The sequence below is a fragment of the Amycolatopsis sp. NPDC051128 genome (genome assembly GCF_040682715.1).
Classification (GTDB): domain Bacteria; phylum Actinomycetota; class Actinomycetes; order Mycobacteriales; family Pseudonocardiaceae; genus Amycolatopsis.
Genome location: NZ_JBFBBN010000020.1, coordinates 115,862 through 140,276 on the forward strand (window position 1 = coordinate 115,862; position 24,415 = coordinate 140,276).

The window sequence follows — 24,415 nt, forward strand, 5'->3', positions numbered from 1 at the left end:
AACAATCGGAGCTATGACTGTGTCTAACGCTCAGGCCGCGAGGCCGGTAGCCCCCAAGCTGCGCGAGGTCTTCATCGAGGCGCTGGACCTCGACGGCGACGTGGACGTCGAGAACCTGAAGTACCGCGACCTCGAGGCGTGGGACTCGGTCGGCCACATGGCGCTGGTCGCGGCCATCGAGGACGAGTTCGACGTCGAGTTCGACACCGACCAGGTCATCGACATGTCGAGCTTCAAGGTCGCCGTGGACATGGTCACCGAGCTGCAGGCGAAGAATGACTGATTTGTCGGGTCGCGTCGCGCTCGTCACCGGCGGGACGCGGGGGATCGGCCTGGCCACCGTGCGCGCGCTCGTCCAGGCGGGCGCGACGGTGGTGCTCACCGGCCGCGACGAGTCCCGGGCCAAGGAAGCCGCTTCCGCCGCGGGCGCCGCGGCCGGGCTCGCGCTGGACGTCACCGACGCGAAGGCGGTGTCTTCGCTGGTCAGGGGCGTCGCGAAGGAGCACGGCAAGCTCGACATCGTCGTGGCCAACGCCGGGATCATGGAGGACGCGCTCCTCGGGATGATCCGCGCGGAGGTCGTCGACACCACGCTGAACACGAACGTCGCCGGCACGTTGCACACGGTCCAGGCCGCCGCGCGGGCGATGATGCGCAAGAAGACCGGCTCGATTGTGGTGCTCGCGTCGATCGTCGGCGAGCACGGAAGCGCTGGTCAGACGGTGTATGCGGCGTCGAAGGCGGCGGTGGCGAACATCGCGCGTTCGGCGGCGAAGGAACTCGGCCGGTCCGGCATCCGGGTCAACGCGGTCGCGCCGGGCGTGATCGAAACCGATCTCACGGCGGGCCTGAGCGAGGACGCGAAGGCCGAAAACACGAGCCGGACGCCGCTCGGGCGTCTCGGCCGGCCCGAAGAAGTCGCGAACGCGATCCGGTTCCTGGTGAGTGATGAAGCGTCCTTCATCACCGGTCAGGTGCTGGGCATCGACGGAGGCTTGGTGCTGTGACGTTGCTGGGTGCGGGAGCTCGGCTGGTGGACGTGGCCGGGGGCCGCACGCTGGCCGGCGCGGAACTGTCGGCCGAGGTCGGCCGCTCGATGGAGACACTCGCGGCGCTGCCCGCCGGCGTCGTGTTCGCGCGGATGTCGGTCGACCTGCGGAGTGTGCTGACCTACCTCGGCGCGTTCGAGTCCGGGCGGGCGATCGCGCTGATCGACCCCGCGCTGGACGCCGACGTGCTGGCCGGGCTCGTCGAGCGCTTCCGCCCGGCGGCCGTGCTGTCGGCGTCGGGTGACGCGCCCGCCGGGTACACCACCCGCGGCGACGACTGGATCCGTGACTCGGCCGACGGCGTCCAGCCGCACCCCGACCTGGCCGTCCTGCTCCCGACCAGCGGGTCCACCGGCAACCCGAAGCTCGTCCGGCTCTCGCGACAGGCGATCCTGGCCAACGCCGACGCCATCGCGCAGGTGCTGCGCATCGACGCCGACGAGGTCGCGCCGACCTGCCTCCCGCTGCACTACAGCTACGGCCTGTCGGTGCTGAACTCGCACCTGGTGCGCGACGCGACGATCGTGATCGAGCCGTCCGGCGTGCTCGGCCGCGGCTTCTGGGACGCGGTGAACACCTACGGCGTCACCTCCCTTTCGGGTGTCCCGTACCACTACGAAATGCTGCGGCGGCTCAAGTTCGACCCCGCGAAGTACCCGACGCTGCGCACGCTGACGCAGGCCGGGGGGAAGCTGCGCGACGAGCTGATCGCCGAGTTCAACGACAAGATGCGCGCGGTCGGCGGCCGGATGTACGTCATGTACGGCCAGACCGAGGCCGCCCCGCGGATGACGACGGTGCCCGCCGAGCGGCTGGCCGAAAAGCTCGGTTCCGCCGGGCCGGCGCTGCCGGGCGGCGCGTTCGCCGTCCGCCGGGACGACGGGTCGGAGACCACGCACCCGAAAATTGTCGGTGAGGTCGTCTACCGTGGGCCCAACGTGATGATGGGCTATGCCGACGACGAGTCCGGCCTGGCCAAGGGCGACGAGTACGGGGGTGTGCTGGCCACCGGTGACCTCGGGTACCTCGACCGGGACGGGTACCTGTTCATCACCGGGCGGCTGAAGCGCATCGGCAAGGTGTTCGGCAACCGCGTCAGCCTCGACGACCTCGAGCAGGCCGTCCGCGTGGCGGCGGTGGGGATCGACGTGGTGGCGGCGGTGCCCGCCGGCGACAAGGTGGTGCTGTTCGCCGAGGGTGCTGACTCCGGCATCTGCAAGGACGCGTCGCGGGCGCTGTCCGAGCGGCTGCACCTGCACTCCAGCGGCTTCGACGTCCGCCCGATCGACACCGTGCCGCTGCTGGCCAGCGGCAAGATCGACTACCGGTCCTTGGAGGCGCGGGTATGAGTGTGTTCACTCGGTCGCAGGCCGACCGGGAAGCCCTGTTGCTGCCCGAGCTGGCCGCACTGACTTCCCACCATCGAGCGAACTCCGAGGGCTACGGCCGGATCCTGTCGTCGCTGGGAATCGCGCCGGACGCCACGTTCGGCACGATCGCCGACCTCCCGTGGCTGCCGGTGCGGATGTTCAAGACGCACGACCTGAAGTCCGTCCCGGACAGCGAGGTGTTCAAGACCCTCACCTCGTCCGGCACCACCGGCGCCGGCGCGTCGCGGATCTACCTCGACAAGGAGGCGGCGGGCGCGCAGACCAAGCAGCTGGGCGCGACGCTGCAGGAGGTCCTCGGCGGCGAGCGGCTGCCCATGCTGATGGTCGACACCATCGGCATCATCAAGAACCGCCGGTCGTTCTCCGCGCGCGGCGCGGGCGTGCTGGGCATGGCGAACTTCGGCCGCAAGCACACGTACGTGCTCGACGAGAACGACAAACCGGACGTCGAAGCGGTCAAGAAGTTCCTGGCCGAGTACGGCGACAAGCCGTTCCTGATCTTCGGCTTCACCTTCATGGTCTGGCTGTACCTCTACGAGGTCGCGCGCGACCACGGGCTCGACCTGTCGAACGGCATCCTCGTCCACAGCGGTGGGTGGAAGAAGCTGATCGACCGCGCGGTGGACAACACCGAGTTCCGGAAGCGGTTCGCCGCCGACACCGGCCTCACCCGGATCCACAACTACTACGGGATGATCGAGCAGATCGGCACCGTGTTCCTCGAGGGCCCGTCCGGGAATTCGCTGTACTGCCCGGACTTCGCCGACGTCGTGATCCGGAACCCGGAGACCTGGGCGGAGCAGCCGGTCGGCGAGCCGGGCGTGATCGAGGTCGTCTCGACGCTGCCGCGGTCGTACCCCGGGCACGTGCTCCTCACCGAAGACCTCGGCGTGTACAACGGGATCGACGACGGCGACTGGCCGGGCAAGCACTTCTCCGTGCTGGGCAGGCTGCCGAAGGCCGAGGCGCGCGGCTGCTCCGACACCTTCTCGGGAGCGGCGGCATGACCACCTTGACCCAGCGCTTTCCCGCTGCCGGCCCGCTCGAGGTCGGCGAGCTGGTCGACCAGCTGCGCGCCGAACCCCCGGGCGGCCGGCTGCGCGTCGGCGACCCGCGGATCGTCGAGTTCGTCACGAAGTTCGCCCGCAAGCTGCTGGCCCCGGCCACCGCACGCCGGTTCCCGGAGCTGGCGTCGCTCGGCTTCTTCCTGCGCAAGGGCGAGATCGCCAAGGCGCTGTCTACTTTGGACACCACCGGTGGCGCGCTGCGGTTCCCGCGCGGGCTGGTGTTCCACGTGCCGCCGGCGAACGTCGACACGATCTTCGTCTACTCGTGGGCGCTGTCCGCGCTGGCCGGCAACCACAACGTCGTGCGGGTGTCGTCGCGTTCGGCCGGGGCCGCGGAGGCGGTGCTGGAGGCGCTGAACGCGGCCCTGTCCGAGGTCGACCCCGACACGGCGGCGGCGATCACCGCCACGCAGCGCATGGTCACCTACGACCGCAGCGACGAGGTGAGCGGCGCCCTGTCGCTGGCCGCCGACCTGCGCGTCATCTGGGGCGGCGACGGCTCGGTGGCGGCGTTGCGCCGGTACCCGCTGGCCCCGCACGCGCGTGACCTGACGTTCCCGGACCGCTCGTCGTTCGCCGTCGCCTCGGTGGCGGGCTGGCAGCGCGCGTCCGAAGCGGAGCGCCGCGCGGCCGCCGAGGGCTTCTACAACGACTCGTACTGGTTCGACCAGGCCGCCTGCTCGTCACCGCGCGCGGTGTTCTGGGTCGGCGACGAGTCCGGCGCGCGGGCGGCGGGGCAGGAGTTCCGGACGCTGCTGTCGGCGGTGCTGACGGCGAAACAGCACGTCACGGAGCCGGCGATGGCGGTCCAGAAGCGCGTTTCGGCGTACGGCGCGGCGGCCGACGGGCTGGTCAAGGAGATCGACTTCCAGGGCAACGGCCTGGCCACCCTGGAGCTGGCCGACCCGGCGGTGCTGCCACGCGAGTGGCTCGGCGCCGGCACGTTCGCGAACGCGCGGGTCGCGTCGCTGTCCGCGCTGGTCCCGATCGTTCTCCGGAAGGACCAGACGGTCAGCCAGTTCGGGTTCACCGCCGAGGAGCTGACGGCGTTCGCGCACGAGCTGGCGGGCCGCGGCGTCGACCGGATCGTGCCGTTCGGTTCGGCCCTGACGTTCTCCGCGGTGTGGGACGGTTACGATCTGCTCTCCGAGTTCAGCCGCCTGGTGACGGTCCAGGCCTGAGGAGATGCGTCGATGACGACAGTTGAGTCGCCGGAGGGCTTGCCGGCTGCCCGAAAGCAGCCGAAGTCCACCAAGGCGAAGGTGCTCGACGTCGTCCGGTGGGTCGCGATCCTGCTGGTCATCGGCTTCGCGGCGAAGCAGCTCGCCTCGAACTGGGGCGAGTTCTGGCACACCCTGCGTGACGTGGCGTGGCAGTCGTCGCTGCTGAGCCTGCTCGCCCTTGTCGCGGCGATCATGGTCTCCACCTGGGGCTGGCAGGCGATTGTCGACGACCTGGGCAAGCCGATCGGCTACGCCCGCGGCGCGCAGATCTGCCTGGTCGGCTCGCTCGGCAAGTACGTGCCGGGCTCGGTCTGGGCGTACCTGCTGCAGATGGAGCTGGGCCGCAAGGCGGGCCTGGCCCGGGCCCGGATTTTCACGGGTTCGCTGATCCAGCTCGGCGTTGGCGTGGTGTCCGCGCTGGTGGTGTCCCTGCTGGCGGCGCCGGCGGTGTTCAGCAACAGCCCGCGCGCGCTGTGGCTGTTCGTGCTGATCCCGGTCGGCCTGGCGATGCTGCACCCGAAGATCCTGACGTGGGGCACGTCGCTGGTGCTGCGCGTGCTGCGCCGTCCGCCGCTGGAGCACCCCCTGGGCTGGCGAGTGGTCGGCAAGGTCTTCGGAGCTTCGACGGCGGCATGGTGCCTGCAGGGCGTCCACCTGTGGCTGTTGGCGAATTCGGTCGGCGCTCCCGGCTTCAGCGGCTTCGTGCTCTGTGTGGGCGCGATGGCGGTGGCGATGACGGTGGGCACGTTCGCGTTCATCCTCCCGAGCGGGGTCGGTGTCCGCGAGGTGGCTCAGGTGGCGGTCCTGACGGCCAGCGGCCTGACGGTGGGCCAGGCGACGGCGTTCGCGGTGGCCTCCCGGGTGATGTTCACCCTGGCCGACCTCCTGACGGCGAGCTTGGCGGCGGTCGCGGCCCGCTCGACTCGCCCGGTGGGTCGCTGAAAGAAGAGGTTGTCCACATGTGCGTAGAGCCTGTGGACAACCTCGGGGTGTGCGTGATCACCGGGGCGGAAAAGAGGGAAAAACCAACCCGGAACTCACGGTAACAAGCGATAAATAACCGCATCCGGGTTGTGATAAGCCTCCCGCAGGAACGGCTGCCCGGCCAACCCGATCAGTCCCGGTTGATAGGGCTTTCCCGGTTCCGTCGAAGGCTTCCCCAGGATCACCCAATGGATGTTCAACCGCTGAACCGCCGCGCGCACCGAAGGGTCCGTTTCGTAGTCCCGAAACCGGCCCGCCAGCACCAGCGCGTCCGTGGGCGGAAATGTCTCGTCGAAATGTCCGGCCACCGTCCGGACGCCCGACAAAGCGTACGTCCAGGCCGTCCCGTCGAAGCGGTCGTTCATCGCCCAATCGCCCGGTTTCGCCAGTTCGCCCAGTTCCTCCATCGCCGAGACCTCGCCGGGCGTCACGCGCAGGTTCGAGGGGTCCGACGCCTGGTAGCCCGTGAACACCCGGGCGCCGTTGGAGCGGAAGTACAGCCCGTTGCTCAGCGCCACGAACCCGGCCAGCACCACCACCGCCACGGCCACGGCGGGGACCCGGGACGGCAGCCGGTCGCGCAGCCAAGCCTGCGTCTCCGCCAGCCCGTGGGCCGCCAGGACGCACAGCGGGATCGCCGCCATCGAGAAGAACCGGTACGGGTCGTCCCACCACGGCCGGGACAGCGCCATGACGATCGGCTCGTTCGACGACGCCACCGCGATGTACGCCAGGCCGGTCACCGCCGCCGTGAGGCCGATCCAGCGCAACGCGTCCGCTCGCGCGAAGAACACGATCCCCAGGAACAACGCCACCGAGAGCCACACCTGCGGATGCGGCTCGGCGTGCTGGAACCCCAGCAGCGCTCCCAGCGCCGTCGACGCACGGTACTCGATCGGCCACCCGTAGTACGGCACGGCGCCCGTCGCCAGTCCGAGCGCGCCGGACAGCTGCAGCCACGCCACCAGCAGTGACGCCACCGCGACCGGCAGCAGAGCCAGCAGGTCCGGGCCGATCCGGCGCCACCCCGCGAGCCAGCGCTGCACCAGCAGCGGCCCGGCGAACAGGATCCCGCCGAACAACGTCGACGAGTGGACGCACAGCAACCCGACCGCCGTCAGCAGCAGGACGAACCCCGTGTCCGGCGCGACCCGCTCCAGGTACCGGCGCAGCGCCACCGCCGTCAGCGGCGTCAGCGTCACCCCGAGCGCGAACGGCAGCAGCGGCCCGCGGTCCATCGACTCGTACACGCCCATCACCGGCGCCACCGCCGTCAGCGCCACCGCGCCCGCCAGCACCGCGCGGCCCCGGAACTCCCGCACCAGCGTCACCAGCGACAACGCCAGCAAAGCCGGCAGCAGGAGGGTGTTCGCGTCCAGCGTCTCCGGGATCGACGCCCCGCTGAGCCGGTAGGTCACCGCCGCCAGCAGGTGGTACGCGTTCGGGTAGAACACCGGCGCCGCGTCGCCGTACCAGTTCACGTGGCTCGTGCCGAACAGGCCGCCGTCGCCGGTCTCGGCGATGTAGCGGACCGCGTTGCCGTGGTACACCGCGTCGAAACCCTGCGGCAGCGCGCCGATCCGGCCCAGGCCGAGCAGCGTCGCGGCGAAGCCGGCCGCCGCCGCGAACAGCAGGCACGCCACCACCGCCAGATGGCCGTGGCGCGCCCACAGCCCCGCCTCCGGTTCGGGGGTCCGGTGGCGCACCGTCCATTTCCGGACACCCAAAGCGCACACCGCGAACAAGACGGTCGAAATGGCGTACGTCAGCGCATTGAACGGCAAACCCAGCGCCGCGGTCCACGGACCCGTCAGCCCGCCGATCGCGTAACTCAGCAACGGCGTCAGCCCGGCGAGCGCCCAGCCGCGCAAACCCGCGGCCAGACCGGTCAACAGGCCTGGCACGGCGATGACGACAATGGCGATGCAGACGGTGAGCACGGTGGAGACTAAGCCGATAACCCGATCGGTGGGATGCCCCGGGGTCGCGAACCGCCTCGACAATTCCGCAACGTTACTCTGACCGTCGAGATCGCCACCCGATCGGGTTATATTTACCCCCTGCGTTTGCCTGCTTGACTGACGCCGGCGAAGCGATCTTCAGGGTCTTTGGGCCGCCTGGCCGGAGCGAAAAGGAAACACCTCGCCGCCGATGATCGATAGCCTGGCGACGTCGCCCGCCGGGCTCGGCGGACGCGGTGACCAAGTGAGGGGGCCGGGTGGTCTACACGGTCGTGGTGGCGTGGCTGCTCCTCGCCGCGATCGTGGTGCTCACCTGGGGCCGTCTCGACACCGACCGCGGCTGGCGTGGCTGCGTCCTCGCTCTCACCCTCGGCCTGTCCCTGCTCCACCAGCTGCTCTTCGCCACCGTCACCGAGGACGCGTTCGTCTCGTTCCGCTACGCGCAGAACATCGCCGACGGCAACGGCCCGGTCTTCAACCCCGGTGAACGCGTCGAGGGCTACACGAACTTCCTCTGGCTGGTGCTGATCGCCCTGCCGCGCGCCGCCTTCGGCGCGGACGTGCGCACCGCCGCCGTGGTGTTCGGCGTCGTCTCCGCGCTCGGCTGCGTGCTCCTGTCCTGCTTCCTGGTCAACCGGATCACCGCGGCGGCCGCACCGAACGGGGCCGAGCCGCGCCCCGCGCTCGGCGTCGCCGCCGCCGTGCTCACCGCGAGCGCCGGCGGCCTCGCCGTCTACGGGCCGTCCGGCTCCGAGGTCCCGCTGTTCGTGCTCCTCGTCCTCGCCGTCGGCTATTCCCTCGCGGCCCGCCGCCCGGTGGTCGCCGGCGTGCTCGTCGCCTTCGCCGTCATGACCAGCCCGGCGGGACTCGTGGTGGCCGTGCTGGGTGGTCTCTGGCTGGTCGGCGCCGCGGTGAAGAAGCGGCACAGCTGGTGGGCGCCCGCGGGCTTCGTGCTGGGCGCGCTGGTGTTCCTGGTGCCCCGGCTGGCCTGGCGGATCACGTTCTACCAGCACGTTCTCCCCGCGCCGCTGGCCGCGAAGGTCGGCCCGCTCGGCTCGCAGGTCGACGTCGGCTGGCCGTACCTTTCCGGGTTCGCCCTGGCGCACCAGGGCTTCCTGCTGCTCGGCCTGGTCGCCGCGGTCGCGCTGCTGCTGCGGCGCGCCGCACCAGGGTTCCGGGTGGCGGAGCCCCCGGCTCGGGGCGGAGCCCCGGTTGCCACAGCCGCCGAGGCCCGCTCCCTGATCTGGCTGCTGTTCGCGACGGTCATCGGGCTCGCCGCCGCCGCGGTGCTGGTCGGCGGCGACCCGGGACCGTCGTGGCGGCTGCTGGCCGCGGTGCCGCCGCTGCTCGCCGTCGGGTCTGTCGCGGCGTACGGCGTGCTCACCGTGGACGTCGCGAGGAAGCCGTCGCCCCGGCCGAGGGCGTGGCCAGCCGGGACGCGGCTGGTCCCGGTGACCGCCTGCGGGCTGGCCGGGATCGCGGTGCTCGTTTCGGTGTTCAGCCCCGAGATGCTCGACCGCGTGCGCGACTGGCGCGCGCACGGCGCCGAGCTCACCGAGATCGGCGGTTGGCTCGACGAGTACCTGCCACCCGGTTCGGTGGTCAGTGTCGCCGCGCCCGGCGCGCTCGCCGCCCGCGGCGGGCAGCTGCTCATCCTCGACGTCCTCGGCCGCACCGATGACCACATCGCCCGCGAAGGGCGCCACGAAGGCGGGGTCTCGACCGACTTCGACTACGTCGTCAACGGCCGCCGCCCGACCGTCGCCGTGCCCGACGGCGGCTACGCCGACCGCCAGCACTGCGCCATCGACCCGGTCTACGCGGGTCAGTACGAGGTCGCCACGTTCCGTCGCGTGGGCACGCCGTACTGGGTCGCCGTCTACCCGCGCGCGGAGCAGGCGAAGTCCGTGGTCGCCGACCTCGACAAGGGCCAGGACTTCCGCTACGTACCCTGTCCTTCGTGAAGCTCGAGGCCCCGAAACGGCAGCGGAACGCCGAGGCGCTGCTCGGGATCGGGGTGTTCGGGACGTCGCTCGCCCTGTTCGTGGTGCGGTTCCTGGTGCCGCGCCCGATCGCGATGTCCAACAACGGCGACGGCGCCCGCGTGCTGTGCGGCGCGGGGATCACGTGGCACGGCGGACCCGAGCCGTTCGTCCACCTCGCCTACACCGCCGCGCCCGGCGCGGCGCCGTGCCGGCCGACGTACCTGCTCACGCAGAGCTGGCTCGCGGACCTGGCCGTCCGGATCAGCGGGCTGATCGGCTTCCCCGCGACGCTGAGCCTGGTCGTGCTGGGCCTGCTGAGCAGTGTCGTCGCCGCGGCGGCGATCGCCGCGATCGTGCTCGGGCTGCCGTGCCGTCGCCGGGCCCGGCTGGTCGTGGCGGCCGGGCTCCTGCTGGTCGTCGCCGACTCGGCGTTCTTCGGGTATTTCGCCGCGGTGCTCGGCGAAGGCGCGGCCTTCCTCGGTCTGCTGCTGGTGGCCGGTGGCCTGCTGCTGACCGCCCGCGAGGACCGGTGGAGCCACGTGGGCATGGCGGTGACGTTCGCGGGCGGGGTCCTGGCGGTCAACGCCAAGGTCCAGACGCTCATCATCCTGCCGATCCTCGCGCTCGCGGTGCTCCTGGTCCGGCCGGGCACGCTCCGCGGCGCACGGCGGTGGGTGGCCCCGGTGCTGGTCATCGGCGCGCTCGGCGCCGTCACGCTCTACGCGCAGCAGAGCGTCGAACCGGCGGTCGCCCCCGACGGCACGCTCGCCGCCCGGCCGGGCGACGACTCGCGCGAGATCAACATGTTCAACTCGATCTTCCTGAACATCGTCGACGGACGGCACGACACCCAGGCCGACCTCGCCGACCTCGGGCTGCCGCCGTCGTTCGCGCAGTACGCGGGCAACGGCTGGTGGCACCCGCACCCGGCCACCATGGATCCGCTGTACCCGCGGTTCCGCGATCGGGTGAGCCGCCGGAACGTCGTCACGTACTTCGCGACCCACCCCGGCCGGACCCTCGAGGTGCTGAACCGGGCCGCGACCGACCAGCTCGCCGCGCGTCCCGGCTACCTCGGCAGCTTCGACCAGGACGCCGGGTTCCCGCCGCACGCGCAGGAGCACCGGGTGCCGGTGGTGTCGTGGCTGACCGGCCTGATCAGCCCGCTCGGCCTGTTCGCGCTGGTCCCGATCTGGCTGTTCGTGCTGGTCAGGGCCTGGACGCAGCGTCGTGGCGCCCTGGGCGTGGTGCTGGCGTTCCTGCTTGCCGTCTCGCTGACGCAGTTCGGCACGGCGGCTCTCGGCGACGGCATCGAGGGCATCAAGCACCAGTCCGTCGCGCTGTTCACGATCCTGCTGGCCCTCGTTTTGTGTTCTTCCCCGCTGAACCGGCGGCCCGAACCTACGGTCCCGTAACCTGGCGTGATGGCTGACCTGGTGTACCCGCCCGTGATCGCGGCGGCCCGGACGATGTTCCGGGTACTCGACAACCGCATCCGGATCGAAGGCGTGGAGCACATCCCGCGCCGTGGCGGCGCGGTCATCGCGTGCAACCACGTGAGCTACCTGGACTTCATCTTCTGCGGCCTCGGCGCGCGCCCGGCCAAACGGCTGACGCGGTTCATGGCGAAGAAGGAGATCTTCGACAACCGCATCGCCGGGCCGCTGATGCGGGGGATGCACCACATCTCCGTCGACCGCTCCGCCGGGCTGGCTTCCTACCGCGAAGCGCTGGAAAAGCTGCAGGCCGGTGAGGTCGTCGGGGTCTTCCCCGAGGCGACGATCAGCCGGTCGTTCACCGTGAAGGAGATCAAGTCCGGCGCGATCCGGATGGCCGCGGCGGCCGACGTCCCGCTCGTCCCGATGGCGCTGTGGGGCACTCAACGGCTGTGGACGAAGGGCAGGCCGAAGGACCTGACCCGGCGGCACGTGCCGGTCTCGATCCTCATCGGCGAGCCGATGCACCCGGCGAAGGGCGACGACTGGAACGTCGTGACGAAGGAGCTGCGCGCCAGGATGAGCGGGCTGCTCGACCGGGCCCAGGCCGAGTACCCGGACCAGCCCGCGTTCGACGAGGACCGCTGGTGGCTGCCCGCCCACCTGGGCGGCACGGCGCCGACCCCGGAGGAAGCGGCCGAGCTCGACCGCCGCTGACTCAGAACCAGCGTTCGAGGATCTGCGCGACGCCGTCGTCGCCGGCCGGGCCGGTGACCTCGTCGGCCACCGCGAGCACCGCCGGGTGCCCGTTCTCCATCGCGACGCCGTGGCCGGCCCAGCGGAGCATCTCGACGTCGTTGGGCATGTCGCCGAAGGCGATCACCTGCGCCGGCTCGATCTCCAGCCGTCCGACGACGTCGGCGAGGCCCGTCGCCTTCGTGATCCCGTGCGCGGACACCTCCACCAGGCCGCCCGAAGACGAGTAGGTGACGTCGACATCGCGGTCGAACAGCGCGTTCACCGCGTCGGCCATCTCCTCGGACGACATGCCGCGGTGGCTGACCAGCAGCTTGATCGCCGGGTGCCCGAGCACCTCGGCGCGCGGCCCGGTGCGGCCTTCGCCGTCGCCCCACGGGTTGTGGTAGTCCGGTTCGATCACGAAGTTGCGCATGTCGTGGTCGACCGGGCCGGTGCTGACGCGCTCGGTGGCCAGCCGGCAGCCCGGCAACGCCTTGTCGAGCGCGCTCGCGATGTCGTGGAGCAGCGTCGGCTCGAGCAGGCCGTGCACCTCGACGATCTCTTCGCGGGCGCAGTCGTACAGGACGGCGCCGTTCGCGCACACCGCGTACCCGGTCAGCTCCAGCGGTCGCGCGATCGGGGCGATCCAGCGCGGCGGACGCCCGCTGGCCAGGACGAACGGCACGCCCGCCTCGAGCACCCGGCGAACGGTCGCGACGGTGCGGGCGGTGAGGGATTCGGAGGGGCCGAGCAGGGTGCCGTCGACGTCCGACGCGATCAACTGAGGTCTCTCCACTCCGCCATTGTCCCTGACACGTTCGGGTGACCCGCAGCCCGTCCGCGCGACTGTCAGTGCTTGGCGATAACGTCCGGCGGTGTGCGAGTAGGCATCGTGATTCTTCCGGAAGATCGTTGGTGGGCCGCCGAGCCGAAGTGGCGCGCGGCCGAGGAGTACGGCTTCGACCACGCCTGGACGTACGACCACCTGGGGTGGCGCAACTTGGTCGACGGCCCGTGGTTCTCCGCGGTCCCGACCCTCACCGCGGCGGCGATGGTGACGTCCCGGATCCGGCTCGGCACGTTCGTGGCGTCGCCCGTCGCCCGGCACCCGGTGCCGTTCATGCGCGAGCTGATCACCCTCGACGACGTCTCCGACGGCCGGTTCGTCCTCGGCGTCGGCGCGGGCGTCGACCACCGCCACTACGACGGCGCGGTGCTCGACGCGCCGGAGCTGACGGCGAAGCAGCGCGCCGACCGGTTCACCGAGTTCGTCGAGGCGCTCGACGGGCTGCTCATGACCGACAAGTTCGACTTCGACGGCGAGTACTACCGGGCCCGCGAGGCCCGCAACCTGCCGGGGCCGGTCCAGCGCCCCCGGCTGCCGTTCGTGGTCGCGGCGAACGGGCCGCGCACGATGACGCTGGCGGCGCGCTTCGGCGCGGGCTGGGTGACGACCGGCAAGGGTGGCGCGACGGCCGACGAGTGGTGGCGCGGCATCGAGCAGCTCATCGAGGTCTTCGACCAGCGGCTGGACGCGGTGGGCCGCGACCGGGCGAGCATCCACCGGTACCTGAGCCTGGACGCGTCCCCGGTGTTCTCGCTGAGCAGCGTGGAGGCGTTCCGGGACGCGGCGGGCCGCGCCGGGGAGCTGGGCTTCACCGACGTCATCGCGCACTGGCCGCGGTCTTCGTCGCCGTACGAGGGGCGCGAGGCCGTGCTGGAGCAGGTGGCGAGTGACGTCCTCCCGGAACTCCACGCCGGCTGAGCACTACTCCGAACGAGTGACATCCGGGCGACCGGGAAACCGTTTGCTGTCCCTCAGGCGTCGTCTCTGAAGACGACCGAGATCACCCCGGGGGGTGGTTGGGGGAATGGGAGGGCCCTCGTGGCCGCGGGCGTGGGGGCGCCGCGGCCACGAGGGAGTTATTTCACGATCCGGTAGATGACGGCGCCGGGGTTCCGGTAGACGACGGTCAGGAAGTCGTGGCCGTCCAGGTGCCGCAGGCCCGGCGCGATCGGGGTGTCACGGCGGATGGTGCCGCTGCCGACCAGCACGTAGTGCACGTTCAGCCGCTGCGTCGCCGCCCGCACTCGCGGGTCGCTGTCGTAGTCGAGGAAGTGCCGGGCCAGGTAGTCGGCGTCCGGCGGCGGCACGCCCGGGTCGTAGTGGCCGGCCACCGGGTGCACCCCGCTCAGCGCGTACATCCACGCCGTGCCGTCGAGGCGGTCGTTGAGCACCTTCTGGTCGGCCGGGATCCCCAGGGTGCCCAGCCGCTCCATCGCGGCGATCTCGTCCGCGCTGACGGGCGGGACCACCTCGCCGGGCAGGCCGTTGTAGTACAGCAGCGACACCGTCTTGGCGTTGGCCGCGCGGTAGAACCCGCCGGTCAGCACGCCCATCGCCACGACCAGCAGCACCGCCGACGCCGGCCCGACCCGGCCGGTCAGCCACGGCCGCGCCCGCACCCACGCGCGTCCGCTCGCGACCTTCGTCACCCACCGCTGGGCTTCGCTCATCCCGTGCGCGGCGAGCAGGCACATCGGGATCGCCGCCAGCGCCATCAGCCGGAACCGGTCGTTCCACCACGGCCGTGACAGCGCGATCACCCACTCCTCGCCGCCGAAGCACGCGACGACCACGAACAGCGCGGACAGCGCCAGCGCCGAGAGCACCACCCAGCGCATCCGCCGCAGGGCCACCAGCGTGAGCACGCCGATCGCGAGGAACACCGTCAGCCAGATCTGCGGCACCGGCAGCACCTGCTTGAACGTCGCCAGCATGGCCAGCGCCTTCCACACCGGCATGTGCGAGCCCCAGGCGTGGTACGGGTACGAACCGGACGTGAAGCCGATCGCGCCGAGGATGTGCGGCGCGGCCAGCAGCCCGGCCGCCACCATCACCGGCACCATCCGCAGCACGTCGCCGCCGACGACCCGCCAGCCGGCTTTCCCGGGGGCGACGCCGTCGACGCGACGTCCGCGCAGCGCCCGGTACCAGCGCTGCACCATCAGCGGGAACGCGAACAGGATCGCCCCGAACAGCGCGCTCGAGTGCGCGGCGAGCAGGCCGGTCGCGCTGAGTGCCAGCACCGCGCCGGTGTCGACGCCCGGCCGCGCCACGAACCGCTGCAGCGCGACCACCGCCAGCGGCGTCAGCACGATGCCGAGCGCGAACGGCAGCAGGCCGCTCGACACCGACTCGTACGCCCCGGTCGTCGCGCCGCCCGCGACCAGCGCGGCGCTGCCGGCGAACACCGCGCGCCCGCCGAGCTGGCGCGCCAGCGCGGCCATGGCCAGCGCGAACAGGCCCGCGATCGGCATCGTGACCGCGTTCAGCGTGACCGGGATCGACGTCCCGGACAGCTGGTAGACCAGGGCGCCGACCAGGTGGTACGCGTTCGGGTAGAAGGAGCCGTCCGGGTACCAGTTGATGGTGCCCATGCCGGTCAGCGAGCCGTCGCCGGTCTCGGCGATGTAGCGGATGCCGTTCGCGTGGAAGACGGTGTCCCAGCGCTGGAACACCGCGGTCGTCCCGCCGCGGCCGGAGACCACGACGGCGATCGACACGGCCGTGGCCACCGCCACGCCGGCGCCGACGGCCAGGTGGGCCCGCCGCGTCCACGGCAGCGGCGGCTCCTCGGCGCCCGGTGCCATCCACCCGCGCGCCACGGCGAGCCGGCGCAGGCCGTACAGCGCCGCGGCGAGCAGCAGGGTGCACGCGGCGACGCTCGGCGAGCCGTACGGCACGTGCGCGATGGCCAGCCACGGCCCGGCCAGGCCGGTGACGGCGTAGCTGAGCAGCGGCGCGAGCCCGGCCAGGGCCCAGCCGCGGACCCCGGCGGCCCACCCGACGACGCCGCCAGGCACCGCCAACACGGCCAGATAAGTGGCCACCGCGGCGAAGTAGCTCCAGAAGTCCTCGGGTGCAGGCACTGCTTTCCAGGTGTGTCGTAGGCCGAAATGTGATAGTCGGGTGCGAGCCGGGTCAGCGACCCCCGTACCCTCGACGCCCGTGAGCGCGCACACGAACCCCGCACAGATTACTGAAGACGATTTCGCAGGTTACGACCTCGTCGTCGTCGGGTCCGGTTTCTTCGGCCTGACCGTCGCCGAACGGGCCGCGGCCGAGCTGGGCAAGAAGGTCCTCGTCCTCGAGCGGCGCAGCCACCTCGGCGGCAACGCGTACTCGGAGCCGGACCCGGAGACCGGGATCGAGGTGCACAAGTACGGCGCGCACCTGTTCCACACCTCGAACAAGCGCGTGTGGGAGTACGTGAACCGGTTCACCGAGTTCACGAACTACCAGCACCGGGTGTTCGCCAAGGTCAAGGACCAGGTCTACTCGTTCCCGATGAACCTGGCCCTGATCAACCAGTTCTTCGGCAAGTCGCACACCCCGGACGAGGCCCGCGAGCTCATCGCCAAGCAGTCGTCCGAGTTCGAGACCGACGCCGCGCAGAACCTCGAGGAGAAGGCGATCTCGCTGGTCGGCCGGCCCCTCTACGAGGCGTTCATCCGCGGTTACACCGCGAAGCAGTGGGAGAACGACCCCAAGAACCTGGGCGCCAACATCATCACGCGCCTGCCGGTCCGCTACACGTTCGACAACCGGTACTTCAACGACACCTACGAGGGCCTGCCCGTCGACGGGTACACCGCGTGGCTCGAGAAGATGGCCGAGCACGAGAACATCGAGATCCGGCTGAACGTCGACTACTTCGACGTGCGCGAGCACATCCCGGCAGGCACCCCGACCGTCTACACCGGGCCGCTGGACCGCTACTTCGGCTACTCGGCGGGCCGGTTCACCTGGCGCACCGTCGACTTCGAGTCCGAGGTCGCGGAGACCGGCGACTTCCAGGGCACCTCGGTCGTCAACTACAACGACGAAGAGGTCCCGTACACCCGCATCATCGAGTTCCGGCACTTCCACCCGGAGCGGGACTACCCGAAGGACAAGACGGTCATCTTCCGCGAGTTCTCCCGGTTCGCGCAGGAAGAGGACGAGCCGTACTACCCGATCAACACCCCGGAGAACCGCGAGAAGCTCGAGGCCTACCGCGAGCTGGCCAAGGCCGAGGCGCGCGAGAAGAACGTGCTGTTCGGTGGCCGGCTGGGCACCTACAAGTACCTCGACATGCACATGGCGATCGGGTCGGCGCTGTCGGCGTTCGACAACAAGATCGCCCCGCACCTGACCGACGGCGCGCCGCTCGACGGGTCCCTCGATGCTTGAGAAGGGCAGCCCGGCGGGCGAGGTCGCGGTCCTGGCGAAGGTCCAGGGGTTTCTGAAGAGTGAAGCTTCGGTGAAAGCCGCGCGCGGGCTTTCGCACTTCGGCGAGCACAGCGCCGGGTGGTTCGCGCTCGGCTTGATCGGAGCGGTGGCCGACAAGAAGCGACGCAAAGACTGGTTGGTCGCGTCGGCCGGTGTCGTCGGCGCGCACGCCGCGTCGATCGCGGTGAAACGCGTGGTCAGGCGCCCACGACCGGACCACCCGAGCGTGGAGGTACTGGTCGGCACGCCGAGCAAGCTGAGCTTCCCGTCGTCGCACGCGACGTCCACTACGGCGGCGGCGGTGCTCTACTCCGGATTGACCGGGCGTAATCTGGTGCCCGCCCTGGTACCGCCGATGCTGGCCTCGAGGCTCGTGCTCGGCGTTCACTATCCGACAGACGTCCTGGCCGGTGCGGCCCTCGGGGGGCTCGTCGGCGGTCTGATACGACGGAAGCTGAAGAAGAACCCATGAGCGAAACGACCGAGCAGCGCCCCAGCGAAGAGACGGCCGTGACTCCTGAGGCTCCGGAGACACCGGGGACCTCGGAGACTCCGGCACGCACCCCGTTCGGCCTGGTCGGCGGCGTCGTCAAGACGGCGCGACCGCGGCAGTGGGTGAAGAACGTGCTGGTCTTCGCGGCCCCGTTCTTCGCGTTCTCGAAGTCGACCGACCGCACCGGTCTCCTGATCGACGCGATCATCGCCTTCGTGGCCTTTTCGCTGGTGGCGAGCTCGGTCTACCTCATCAACGACGCCGTCGACGTGGAAGCCGACCGGGCCCACCCGACCAAGCGGAACCGGCCGATCGCGGCCGGGATCGTGCCGGTCCCCGTCGCGTACGGGGCCGCGGTGGTGTTCTTCCTGGCCGGCCTCGGCGTGTCGTTCACGGCGAGCTGGCAGCTCGCCGTGGTGCTGGGGGTCTACGAAGCCGTCCAGCTCGGGTACTGCTTCGGCCTGAAGCACCAGCCGGTGGTCGACCTGGCCATCGTCGGGTCGGGCTTCCTGATGCGGTCCATCGCCGGTGGTGTCGCGGGCGGCATCGCGCTTTCGCAGTGGTTCCTGCTGGTCACGGCGTTCGGTTCGCTGTTCATGGTGGCCGGGAAGCGCTACGCGGAGATCATGCTGTTCGAGCGCACCGGCGCGAAGATCCGCTCGTCGCTGAAGAAGTATTCGGCCAGCTACCTGCGGTTCGTCTGGGCGACGTCGGCGGCGATCCTGATCATGTCCTACTGCCTGTGGGCGTTCGAGATCCGCCAGACCGAGCACAACTCGGTGTGGGCGCTCATCTCGATGGTCCCGTTCCTGGTGGCGGTCCTGCGCTACGCGGTCGACGTCGACGGCGGCATCGCGGGCGAGCCCGAGGAGATCGCGCTCAAGGACCGCATCCTGCAGGTGCTCGGCGCGACCTGGGTGGTGACTCTCTCCCTGTCGTTCTACCTGTGAATCCTCAAGCATGGGTAATCGACAGGTTTGGTACAGCTTGTCCACAGCTGGGCGGCGCATCCTGAGGTGGTGGGGGCGGGCAGCATGCCCGTCCCCGTGACCACAGGAGCGACCATGACCGACCAGCCGCGCGACCCGAAGCAGGTCCCGCCCGACGCGGGCGCGGAGCAACCGACCGTCGCACAGCCCACGGCCCAGGCCGGTGCGGCTGAGCAGCCCACCACGCAGGCCGAGCCCGTGGCACCAACGCAGCCTGAAGCCGCTCCGGCGGCCGCCGCGCAGGGGCCTCCCGCGCCCGACCAGACCGCCGTCCACGGTCAGCAGGCGCCACCCACCCCCCAGCTTTCCCAACCCGGCCCCGGCCAGGCCTACGGCGCCTGGGGCCCACCTCCGGCGTCCACCCGGCCCGGCGGGTTCCGGCGGTTCGTCGGGCACCGCGCCACCCAGCTGGTCGGCGTCGGCCTGCTCGGCGTCCTGGTCGGTGGCGGCATCGTCGGCGGGATCGCGGCGGCGACCCACCACGGCCCTCGCGACGGCCGTCCCGGCATCCACCGCCAGCACAACGGCCCGAACCCTGGCTTCGACGGCCGTGGCCCGGGCCTCGGCGGCCACGGCCACGGCAATTCCGGCAAGTCGGGCAACCCTGGCTCCGGCGACGGCGGCTGACCCGGCCGGGCGCTGTGGGCTGGGCCACCCACGCCCCGCTCAGATCACGGAAGCATCACGGGCGAGGTACCGTGTCCCGGATGCGAAGCGCCTCCGCAGTACTCCCCAAAGCCGCCCGTGCGCTGCCCGCGGCCCTGCCCGTGGCCCGCTCGTGGGCCTTGCCGGCGGGCGCCGCGGCGGCTTCCGCCCTGGTCTTCGCCCTGGCCAGCAGCCATCTCATCGATGACACGTACATCACGCTGTCCTACGCGAAGAACCTCGCCTTCCACGCCCACTGGGGCCTGATCGAACAGGGGACGGCGAACACCGCGACGTCCCCGCTGAACGTCCTGGTCCTCGCCGCGGTCACGTTCTTCGTCCGCGACGCCGTGCTGGCCGCCGGGATCGTGTTCGTCGCCGCGCAGGTGCTGCTCGCGGTGGGCCTGCGTCGCCTCGGCGAGCGCACCGGCCTGCCGCCGGCGTTCGCGCCGCTGACGTTCGGGTTACTGCTGGTCAACCCGCTGCTGCTGTCCTCGATCGGGCTGGAGGTCGCGCTCGGCGCCACCGGCGTCGTCTGGACGCTGGTCTACGCGGGGGAGCGCCGGCCGGGACGGCTCGGCGTCGTGATCGGCCTGCTCGCGCTCGTCCGGATCGACCTGCTGCTGATCGCGGCGGTGCTGTTCGCGGCCCGCCGCGAGTTCTGGGCCGGCATCTGGCGGACGGTCTTCGCGGTGCTCGCGGTGACGCTGCCGTGGTTCGCGTTCAGCTGGCTGGTGCTCGGCTCGGCCGTGCCGGACACCCTGGTCATCAAGATCAGCCAGCAGTCGTGGGGCCCGTTCAGCTTCACCAACGGCCCGTTGCTCTACTGGCGCAACTTCCCGGGCGCGGCCGCGCTGTCGTTCCTGCCGCTGGTGCTCGCCGGCCTGGCCGGGGCGGCCTGGGTCGTCCAGTACCGCCGCGGCTCCGAGACCGCCCGCCGGCTGACGCCGTTCGCGGCGCTCGCCGTCGCCGGTGCCCTGCACTACCTGGCCTACAGCAGGCTCGGCGTGCCGCCGTACCACTGGTACTACGCGCCCAGCATCATCGGCGCGACGATCTTCCTCGCCGCCTGCGCTTCGGCGGTGCCCGAGCGGGTCCGGCGCGGGACGTGGACGCTGGCCGGCGGGGTGCTCGCGGCGAGCGTCGCGGTGTACGCGCTGCCGGGCATCCCCCGCCAGTTCGCGCCGATCACCAGCAACCACGCGTCGACGACGGAGTACCGCGAGATCGGCCAGGAACTGGCGTCGATCGCGCACGGCCGCAAGGTCGAGACGGCGGGCGAGGTCGGCGCGCTGGCGTACGCGTGCGACTGCGAGCTGGTCGACGAGTTCTCCGACCGCGGCGCGGTCGACCCGGCGATCAACGAAACGAAGCGCCGCAGCGGCGAGGTCGGCCGGGCCCTGCTGGAAGCCAACTTCCACAACTTCGACCACAGCGTCGCCCCGCTCAGCCCGGACCTGGTCCTGGCGACGACCCGCCGCACGCCGCCGTCGACGGCGCTGGCGAGCTGGCGGATCGACTCGCCGTGGATGGGCAGCCAGAACCTGTACCTGATGCCGGCCCACGCCACCGGCGGCTGAGTACCCTGGCTCCGTGGGGGCTTTCCGGCGAGCGTTGCGGCACGAGGCGGTGCTCTTCGGGAGCATCGGCCTGATGCTGCGGCGACGCAAGGACGTACCGGACGACGGCGTCGCGCTCCCGTACGCCGGTCCGCAGCGACCGATGGTCGTGGTGTTCTTCGTCGTTTCGCTGGTCGAGACCGGCGCGTTCCTGCTGGTGGACTTCGGCCGGCTCGGCGGGACGCTGCTGCTGGTCGCGGAGGTCTACACCGCTCTGTGGCTGCTCGGCTACCTGGCCACGATGGTCACCCGGCCGCACGTGGTGTCACCCCGCGAGCTGCGGGTGCGGGCCGTCGCGATGTTCGACCTCCGAGTGCCGCTCGAGGACGTCGAGAGCTTGACCCGGCGTAAGGAAACCCACCCGAGCGCGCGGACGCTCGTCTGGCGTGACGAGGAGCTGGTGATGGCGCAGAACATGGAGACGAACGTCGTCGCCGTCCTGCGTCACCCGGTCGTCGCGACGCGGCCACTGGGCGGGACCGAGACCGTGCGCGTGGTGAAGTTCTTCGTCGAAGACCCGGCCCTCGCGGTCCGGGTCTTCGACGAAGCCTGAACTCAGATCGGCAGCTTGCGGAAGATCGGCCGCGGGACGTGCCGCAGCGCCGACATCACCAGCCGGAACTGCGCGGGCGCCCACACCAGGTCCTTGCCCGTGCGAGCGGCGGTGACGGCGGTCTCGGCCACCTGCTCGGCCGTCTGCGCCAGGGGAGCGTCCTTCAGGCCTTCGGTCATCTTCGTCTTGACGTGGCCCGGGCGGACGACGGTCACCTGCACGCCGTGTGGCGCGAGCGCCTCGCCGAGGCCCAGGTAGAAGCCGTCGAAGCCGGCCTTGGTCGAGCCGTAGACGAAGTTCGACCGCCGGACGCGCTCCCCGGCCACCGACGACAGCGCGATCACCGTGCCGTGCCCCTGGACCTTGAGCTTCTCCGAGAGCGCGACGCCGACCGACACCGCGGCCGTGTAGTTCACGGTGGCCAGTTCGACGGCCTTCGCGTGGTCCTGCCAGACCTCTTCGGGGTCGCCGAGGAGGCCGAACGCCACGACCGCGACGTCGATGTCGCCGTTCTCGAACGCCTTGTCCAGCACCGCGGGGTGCGACGCCGTGTCCTTGGCGTCGAAGTCCACGGTGGACACCTCGGCGCCCTTGTCCTTCAGGCGCTGCGCGGCCGCGTCCAGCCGCGGCGACGGCCGCGCCGCGAGCACGACCCGCAGCGGCTTCTCGGCCAGGTACTTCTCGGCGATCGCCAGCGCGATGTCGGACGTGCCGCCGAGCAGCAGCAGGGATTGGGGGTTGCCAACAGCGTCGATCACAGCGCGAGCCTCCGGCTCATGTCAGAGGCGAAAACGCCTTCGGGGTCAATGGCGGCGCGCACCTTGCGCCACTCTTCGAGCCGCGGGTACATCTTCGCGAACGTCTCGGGCGAGGTGCGCGAGTCCTTCGCGGTGTACAGCCGTCCGCCCAGCTCCAGGACGTCTTCGTCGAGCTCCTGGCAGAACCGGCCCAGGCCGTCCTTGATCGGGAAGTCGACGCAGACCATCCAGCCCGGGTGCGGGAACGACAGCGGGGCCGGGTTGCCGTCACCCATCCGCTTGAAGACGTTGAGGAAGGACACGTGCCCCGACTCGGCGATCTTCTTGACGATCCGGCGCAGCGGCTCGTGCGCGTTCAGCGGCGTCGAGAACTGGTACTGCAGGAAGCCCTTCGAGCCGTAGGCCCGGTTCCACTCGCCGAACATGTCCAGCGGGTGGTAGAAGGCCGTCAGGTTCTGGATCACGCCCCGGGCGTCCTTCGGCGTCTTCCGGTAGTACAGCTCACCGATGGTGCCGAAGGTCAGCTTGTTCGCCAGGCCGTTCGGGAAGACGTCCGGCAGGGTCGCCAGCTGCGGGGCGTCGAACTTCAGCGGGTCCGCCCGCAGTTTCGGCGGCAGTTCGTCCAGCTTGGCCAGCGAGCCGCGGCCGAAGGCGGCGCGGCCCAGCTTCGAGCCGGTGGAGATCGTGTCGAACCACGCCGACGAGTACGTGTAGTTGTCGTCCGAGCCGTCGCTGACCAGCTCGAGCGTCTCGTCGAGATTGTTCGTCCGCTGGTTGTCGGCCTTGAAGTACGCCGTCTCGGTCTTGGTCATCCGGATCGTCGCCCGGACGATGATGCCGGTCAGGCCGATGCCCGCCACGGTCGCCCAGAACAGCTCGGCGTCCGGGCCCTCCGGCGTCAGCGTGCGGATCTGCCCGTCCGCGGTGATCAGGTCCATCGACACGACGTGGTTGCCGAAGCTGCCCGCGCTGTGGTGGTTCTTGCCGTGGATGTCGTTGGCGATCGCGCCGCCGATCGTCACCTGCCGGGTGCCCGGCAGCACCGGGACCCACAGGCCGTACGGCAGGGCTTCGCGCATCAGCTGGTCGAGGCTGACCCCGGCGTCGAGGTCGACGAGCGCGGTGTCCGGGTCGATCGAGTGGATCCGGTTGAGGGCCGTCATGTCGACCACGAGGCCACCGGCGTTCTGCGCCGGGTCGCCGTAGGACCGGCCGAGGCCGCGGGCGATGACGCCGCGTGAGCCGGCCTGGGTCACGGCGCGGGCGATGGTCTCGACGTCCGGCGTGCTCAGGACGTCGGCGGTGGTCGGTGCGGTCCGCGCCCAGCCCATGAGCGTGCGACGCTGTGTGTTGGGTACGTGGGTCACTCGACCAGGGTAGCCACGCCGAACACCGCCCGGAACGTGACCCTGAAGTGCTCGCTTCTACACTTTGCGCGGCAAGACACAAGCGCCCGCGCGGGTGACCGTGACTCAGGCAACGAGGTAATGCAGTGGTGGCGACCGATCCGCAAGCCGACATGACGGCTGCGCAGTCCTCTCCCGGACTGCTGGGCCAGCTCATCCGCTTCGCCCTGATCGGGGGCTTCTGCGCCCTGGTCGACCTGGGCACCTACACGCTGCTGACCCAGGCAGCCGGGATGGCCGCTTCACCGTGGGTCGACGTCGCCCGCGCTATCAGTTTCATCGTGGGCACCACCACGGCGTTCTTCCTGAACCGCAAGTTCACCTTCGCCGGCGGGCGTCGCGACGGGAAGGCCCAGGTCGGCTCGTTCGTCCTGCTCTACACCGTGACGTTCTTCGTCGCGGTCGGGGTGAACCAGCTCATGCTGCAAGTGCTGCCGGATTCCGCGTGGCAGCACACACTGTGCTGGGCCGTGTCCCAAGCCACGGCCACCGTGATCAATTTCGTGATGCTCAAGTGGGTCGTCTTCCGCGAGGCTCTGCCCTCTGGGGCCGAGCCCCAGACCCCAGCCGGGGGACGAGCCCCCCTGGACCCCCCCAAAGCGCTGCCGACTGAGGAGAACTGAGGAACTTCATGCCCGGTAAAACAGCTACCCCGGCGCCGACCACCACTGCCGGCGCGGCCGCCGAGACGCGGTTCACCGAGCACACTCCGCAGGGTCGCCTGACGGCACAGCGCGGGCTTTACGCCGGTCCGGCGCCGATCGTCAGCAAGGACCTCTACGCCGAGCTGGAGTGGGGTTCGGCCGTGCGGGAACGTGCGGCGATCACGGTCGAGCCCGCTTC

22 protein-coding genes and 1 pseudogene are annotated in these 24,415 nt (G+C 70.8%); 18 read left to right on the forward strand and 5 right to left on the reverse strand.

The genetic code is table 11. The features are described 5' to 3' along the window. Window positions 1-13: 13 nt before the first annotated feature. Genes AB0M82_RS21815 through AB0M82_RS21840 form a run of 6 tightly spaced genes read left to right on the forward strand, consistent with a single transcriptional unit; the run spans window position 14 to window position 5,672 of the window. Entirely contained in the window at window positions 14-283 is a 270-nt protein-coding gene (locus AB0M82_RS21815; RefSeq protein WP_364724546.1) for an acyl carrier protein, read from the forward strand. Further along, the gene (locus tag AB0M82_RS21820; protein ID WP_364724549.1) at window positions 276-1,007 is read left to right on the forward strand and encodes a glucose 1-dehydrogenase; all 732 of its coding nucleotides are present in this window, start codon (window positions 276-278) and stop codon (window positions 1,005-1,007) included. The genes AB0M82_RS21815 and AB0M82_RS21820 overlap by 8 nt, the downstream gene beginning before the upstream one ends. After that, a complete protein-coding gene (locus tag AB0M82_RS21825) occupies window positions 1,004-2,398 on the forward strand; it encodes an AMP-binding protein (RefSeq protein WP_364724550.1) in 1,395 nt (464 codons plus the stop codon). Before AB0M82_RS21820 ends, AB0M82_RS21825 begins: the two co-directional genes overlap by 4 nt. Then, window positions 2,395-3,447 (forward strand): acyl-protein synthetase, encoded by a 1,053-nt coding sequence (locus AB0M82_RS21830; RefSeq protein WP_364724551.1) that lies wholly within the window; start codon window positions 2,395-2,397, stop codon window positions 3,445-3,447. Before AB0M82_RS21825 ends, AB0M82_RS21830 begins: the two co-directional genes overlap by 4 nt. Continuing rightward, entirely contained in the window at window positions 3,444-4,688 is a 1,245-nt protein-coding gene (locus AB0M82_RS21835) for an acyl-CoA reductase (protein ID WP_364724554.1), read from the forward strand. Before AB0M82_RS21830 ends, AB0M82_RS21835 begins: the two co-directional genes overlap by 4 nt. 12 nt (window positions 4,689-4,700) lie before the next feature. Further along, the gene (locus AB0M82_RS21840; RefSeq protein WP_364724557.1) at window positions 4,701-5,672 is read left to right on the forward strand and encodes a lysylphosphatidylglycerol synthase transmembrane domain-containing protein; all 972 of its coding nucleotides are present in this window, start codon (window positions 4,701-4,703) and stop codon (window positions 5,670-5,672) included. 95 nt (window positions 5,673-5,767) lie between these two features. On the opposite strand, the gene AB0M82_RS21845 is transcribed toward AB0M82_RS21840, so the two are convergent. Continuing rightward, complete coding sequence (locus AB0M82_RS21845) at window positions 5,768-7,654, reverse strand: DUF6541 family protein (RefSeq protein ID WP_364724560.1); 1,887 nt, start codon at window positions 7,652-7,654, stop codon at window positions 5,768-5,770. 278 nt (window positions 7,655-7,932) lie between these two features. Here AB0M82_RS21845 and AB0M82_RS21850 point away from each other — a divergent pair, with 278 nt between their 5' ends. Genes AB0M82_RS21850 through AB0M82_RS21860 form a run of 3 tightly spaced genes read left to right on the forward strand, consistent with a single transcriptional unit; the run spans window position 7,933 to window position 11,813 of the window. Next, the gene (locus AB0M82_RS21850; protein WP_364724563.1) at window positions 7,933-9,639 is read left to right on the forward strand and encodes a hypothetical protein; all 1,707 of its coding nucleotides are present in this window, start codon (window positions 7,933-7,935) and stop codon (window positions 9,637-9,639) included. Beyond that, the gene (locus tag AB0M82_RS21855) at window positions 9,636-11,075 is read left to right on the forward strand and encodes a hypothetical protein (protein ID WP_364724566.1); all 1,440 of its coding nucleotides are present in this window, start codon (window positions 9,636-9,638) and stop codon (window positions 11,073-11,075) included. Before AB0M82_RS21850 ends, AB0M82_RS21855 begins: the two co-directional genes overlap by 4 nt. A 9-nt stretch (window positions 11,076-11,084) precedes the next feature. Beyond that, the gene (locus AB0M82_RS21860) at window positions 11,085-11,813 is read left to right on the forward strand and encodes a lysophospholipid acyltransferase family protein (RefSeq protein WP_364724569.1); all 729 of its coding nucleotides are present in this window, start codon (window positions 11,085-11,087) and stop codon (window positions 11,811-11,813) included. A 1-nt stretch (window position 11,814) separates the two neighbouring features. Here the strand turns inward: AB0M82_RS21860 and AB0M82_RS21865 are convergent, their stop codons facing one another. After that, window positions 11,815-12,615 (reverse strand): HAD family hydrolase, encoded by an 801-nt coding sequence (locus tag AB0M82_RS21865; protein ID WP_364724609.1) that lies wholly within the window; start codon window positions 12,613-12,615, stop codon window positions 11,815-11,817. A gap of 96 nt (window positions 12,616-12,711) precedes the next feature. Between AB0M82_RS21865 and AB0M82_RS21870 the strand changes: the two genes are divergently transcribed. Then, window positions 12,712-13,599: an LLM class flavin-dependent oxidoreductase gene (locus AB0M82_RS21870; RefSeq protein WP_364724572.1), complete on the forward strand. Its 888-nt coding sequence runs from the start codon at window positions 12,712-12,714 to the stop codon at window positions 13,597-13,599. A 158-nt stretch (window positions 13,600-13,757) separates the two neighbouring features. Here the strand turns inward: AB0M82_RS21870 and AB0M82_RS21875 are convergent, their stop codons facing one another. Beyond that, window positions 13,758-15,767: a DUF6541 family protein gene (locus tag AB0M82_RS21875; RefSeq protein ID WP_364724575.1), complete on the reverse strand. Its 2,010-nt coding sequence runs from the start codon at window positions 15,765-15,767 to the stop codon at window positions 13,758-13,760. A 79-nt stretch (window positions 15,768-15,846) separates the two neighbouring features. Between AB0M82_RS21875 and glf the strand changes: the two genes are divergently transcribed. The 6 genes from glf to AB0M82_RS21905 all read left to right on the forward strand — a co-directional run bounded on the left by glf (window position 15,847) and on the right by AB0M82_RS21905 (window position 21,408). Next, window positions 15,847-17,070 carry a UDP-galactopyranose mutase gene (gene glf, locus AB0M82_RS21880; RefSeq protein ID WP_364724577.1) on the forward strand — a complete coding sequence of 408 codons (1,224 nt, stop codon included), beginning with the start codon at window positions 15,847-15,849 and terminating at the stop codon, window positions 17,068-17,070. Further along, on the forward strand, window positions 17,063-17,581 hold the full coding sequence (locus tag AB0M82_RS21885) for a phosphatase PAP2 family protein (protein WP_364724580.1): 519 nt from the start codon (window positions 17,063-17,065) through the stop codon (window positions 17,579-17,581). The genes glf and AB0M82_RS21885 overlap by 8 nt, the downstream gene beginning before the upstream one ends. Continuing rightward, on the forward strand, window positions 17,578-18,552 hold the full coding sequence (locus tag AB0M82_RS21890; RefSeq protein ID WP_364724583.1) for a decaprenyl-phosphate phosphoribosyltransferase: 975 nt from the start codon (window positions 17,578-17,580) through the stop codon (window positions 18,550-18,552). Before AB0M82_RS21885 ends, AB0M82_RS21890 begins: the two co-directional genes overlap by 4 nt. A 114-nt stretch (window positions 18,553-18,666) precedes the next feature. Then, the gene (locus AB0M82_RS21895) at window positions 18,667-19,218 is read left to right on the forward strand and encodes a hypothetical protein (RefSeq protein ID WP_364724586.1); all 552 of its coding nucleotides are present in this window, start codon (window positions 18,667-18,669) and stop codon (window positions 19,216-19,218) included. 80 nt (window positions 19,219-19,298) lie between these two features. Beyond that, entirely contained in the window at window positions 19,299-20,816 is a 1,518-nt protein-coding gene (locus tag AB0M82_RS21900; RefSeq protein ID WP_364724589.1) for a glycosyltransferase family 87 protein, read from the forward strand. 13 nt (window positions 20,817-20,829) lie between these two features. Then, entirely contained in the window at window positions 20,830-21,408 is a 579-nt protein-coding gene (locus AB0M82_RS21905; RefSeq protein WP_364724592.1) for a hypothetical protein, read from the forward strand. A gap of 2 nt (window positions 21,409-21,410) precedes the next feature. Here AB0M82_RS21905 and AB0M82_RS21910 read toward each other — a convergent pair whose 3' ends face one another. Then, window positions 21,411-22,166, reverse strand: coding sequence for a decaprenylphospho-beta-D-erythro-pentofuranosid-2-ulose 2-reductase (locus AB0M82_RS21910; protein WP_364724595.1), 756 nt, complete (start codon window positions 22,164-22,166; stop codon window positions 21,411-21,413). Then, a complete protein-coding gene (locus AB0M82_RS21915) occupies window positions 22,163-23,497 on the reverse strand; it encodes an FAD-binding oxidoreductase (RefSeq protein ID WP_364724611.1) in 1,335 nt (444 codons plus the stop codon). The genes AB0M82_RS21910 and AB0M82_RS21915 overlap by 4 nt, the downstream gene beginning before the upstream one ends. Window positions 23,498-23,658: 161 nt before the next feature. Here AB0M82_RS21915 and AB0M82_RS21920 point away from each other — a divergent pair, with 161 nt between their 5' ends. Together AB0M82_RS21920 and AB0M82_RS21925 are read left to right on the forward strand one after the other, a co-directional pair. Continuing rightward, a complete protein-coding gene (locus AB0M82_RS21920; protein WP_364724598.1) occupies window positions 23,659-24,195 on the forward strand; it encodes a GtrA family protein in 537 nt (178 codons plus the stop codon). A gap of 8 nt (window positions 24,196-24,203) precedes the next feature. Further along, window positions 24,204-24,415, forward strand: a pseudogene (locus AB0M82_RS21925) (glycosyltransferase family 2 protein); the annotation flags it as partial.

Bases quoted from the DNA above. Each gene is read 5' to 3' on its own strand.
- AB0M82_RS21915 (WP_364724611.1), bottom strand. From the start codon at position 23,497: ATGGGCTGGGCGCGGACCGCACCGACCACCGCCGACGTCCTGAGCACG.
- AB0M82_RS21890 (WP_364724583.1), top strand. From the start codon at position 17,578: ATGAGCGAAACGACCGAGCAGCGCCCCAGCGAAGAGACGGCCGTGACT.
- AB0M82_RS21835 (WP_364724554.1), top strand. From the start codon at position 3,444: ATGACCACCTTGACCCAGCGCTTTCCCGCTGCCGGCCCGCTCGAGGTC.
- AB0M82_RS21815 (WP_364724546.1), top strand. From the start codon at position 14: ATGACTGTGTCTAACGCTCAGGCCGCGAGGCCGGTAGCCCCCAAGCTG.
- AB0M82_RS21885 (WP_364724580.1), top strand. From the start codon at position 17,063: ATGCTTGAGAAGGGCAGCCCGGCGGGCGAGGTCGCGGTCCTGGCGAAG.
- AB0M82_RS21900 (WP_364724589.1), top strand. From the start codon at position 19,299: ATGCGAAGCGCCTCCGCAGTACTCCCCAAAGCCGCCCGTGCGCTGCCC.
- AB0M82_RS21840 (WP_364724557.1), top strand. From the start codon at position 4,701: ATGACGACAGTTGAGTCGCCGGAGGGCTTGCCGGCTGCCCGAAAGCAG.
- AB0M82_RS21895 (WP_364724586.1), top strand. From the start codon at position 18,667: ATGACCGACCAGCCGCGCGACCCGAAGCAGGTCCCGCCCGACGCGGGC.
- AB0M82_RS21830 (WP_364724551.1), top strand. From the start codon at position 2,395: ATGAGTGTGTTCACTCGGTCGCAGGCCGACCGGGAAGCCCTGTTGCTG.
- AB0M82_RS21820 (WP_364724549.1), top strand. From the start codon at position 276: ATGACTGATTTGTCGGGTCGCGTCGCGCTCGTCACCGGCGGGACGCGG.
- AB0M82_RS21860 (WP_364724569.1), top strand. From the start codon at position 11,085: ATGGCTGACCTGGTGTACCCGCCCGTGATCGCGGCGGCCCGGACGATG.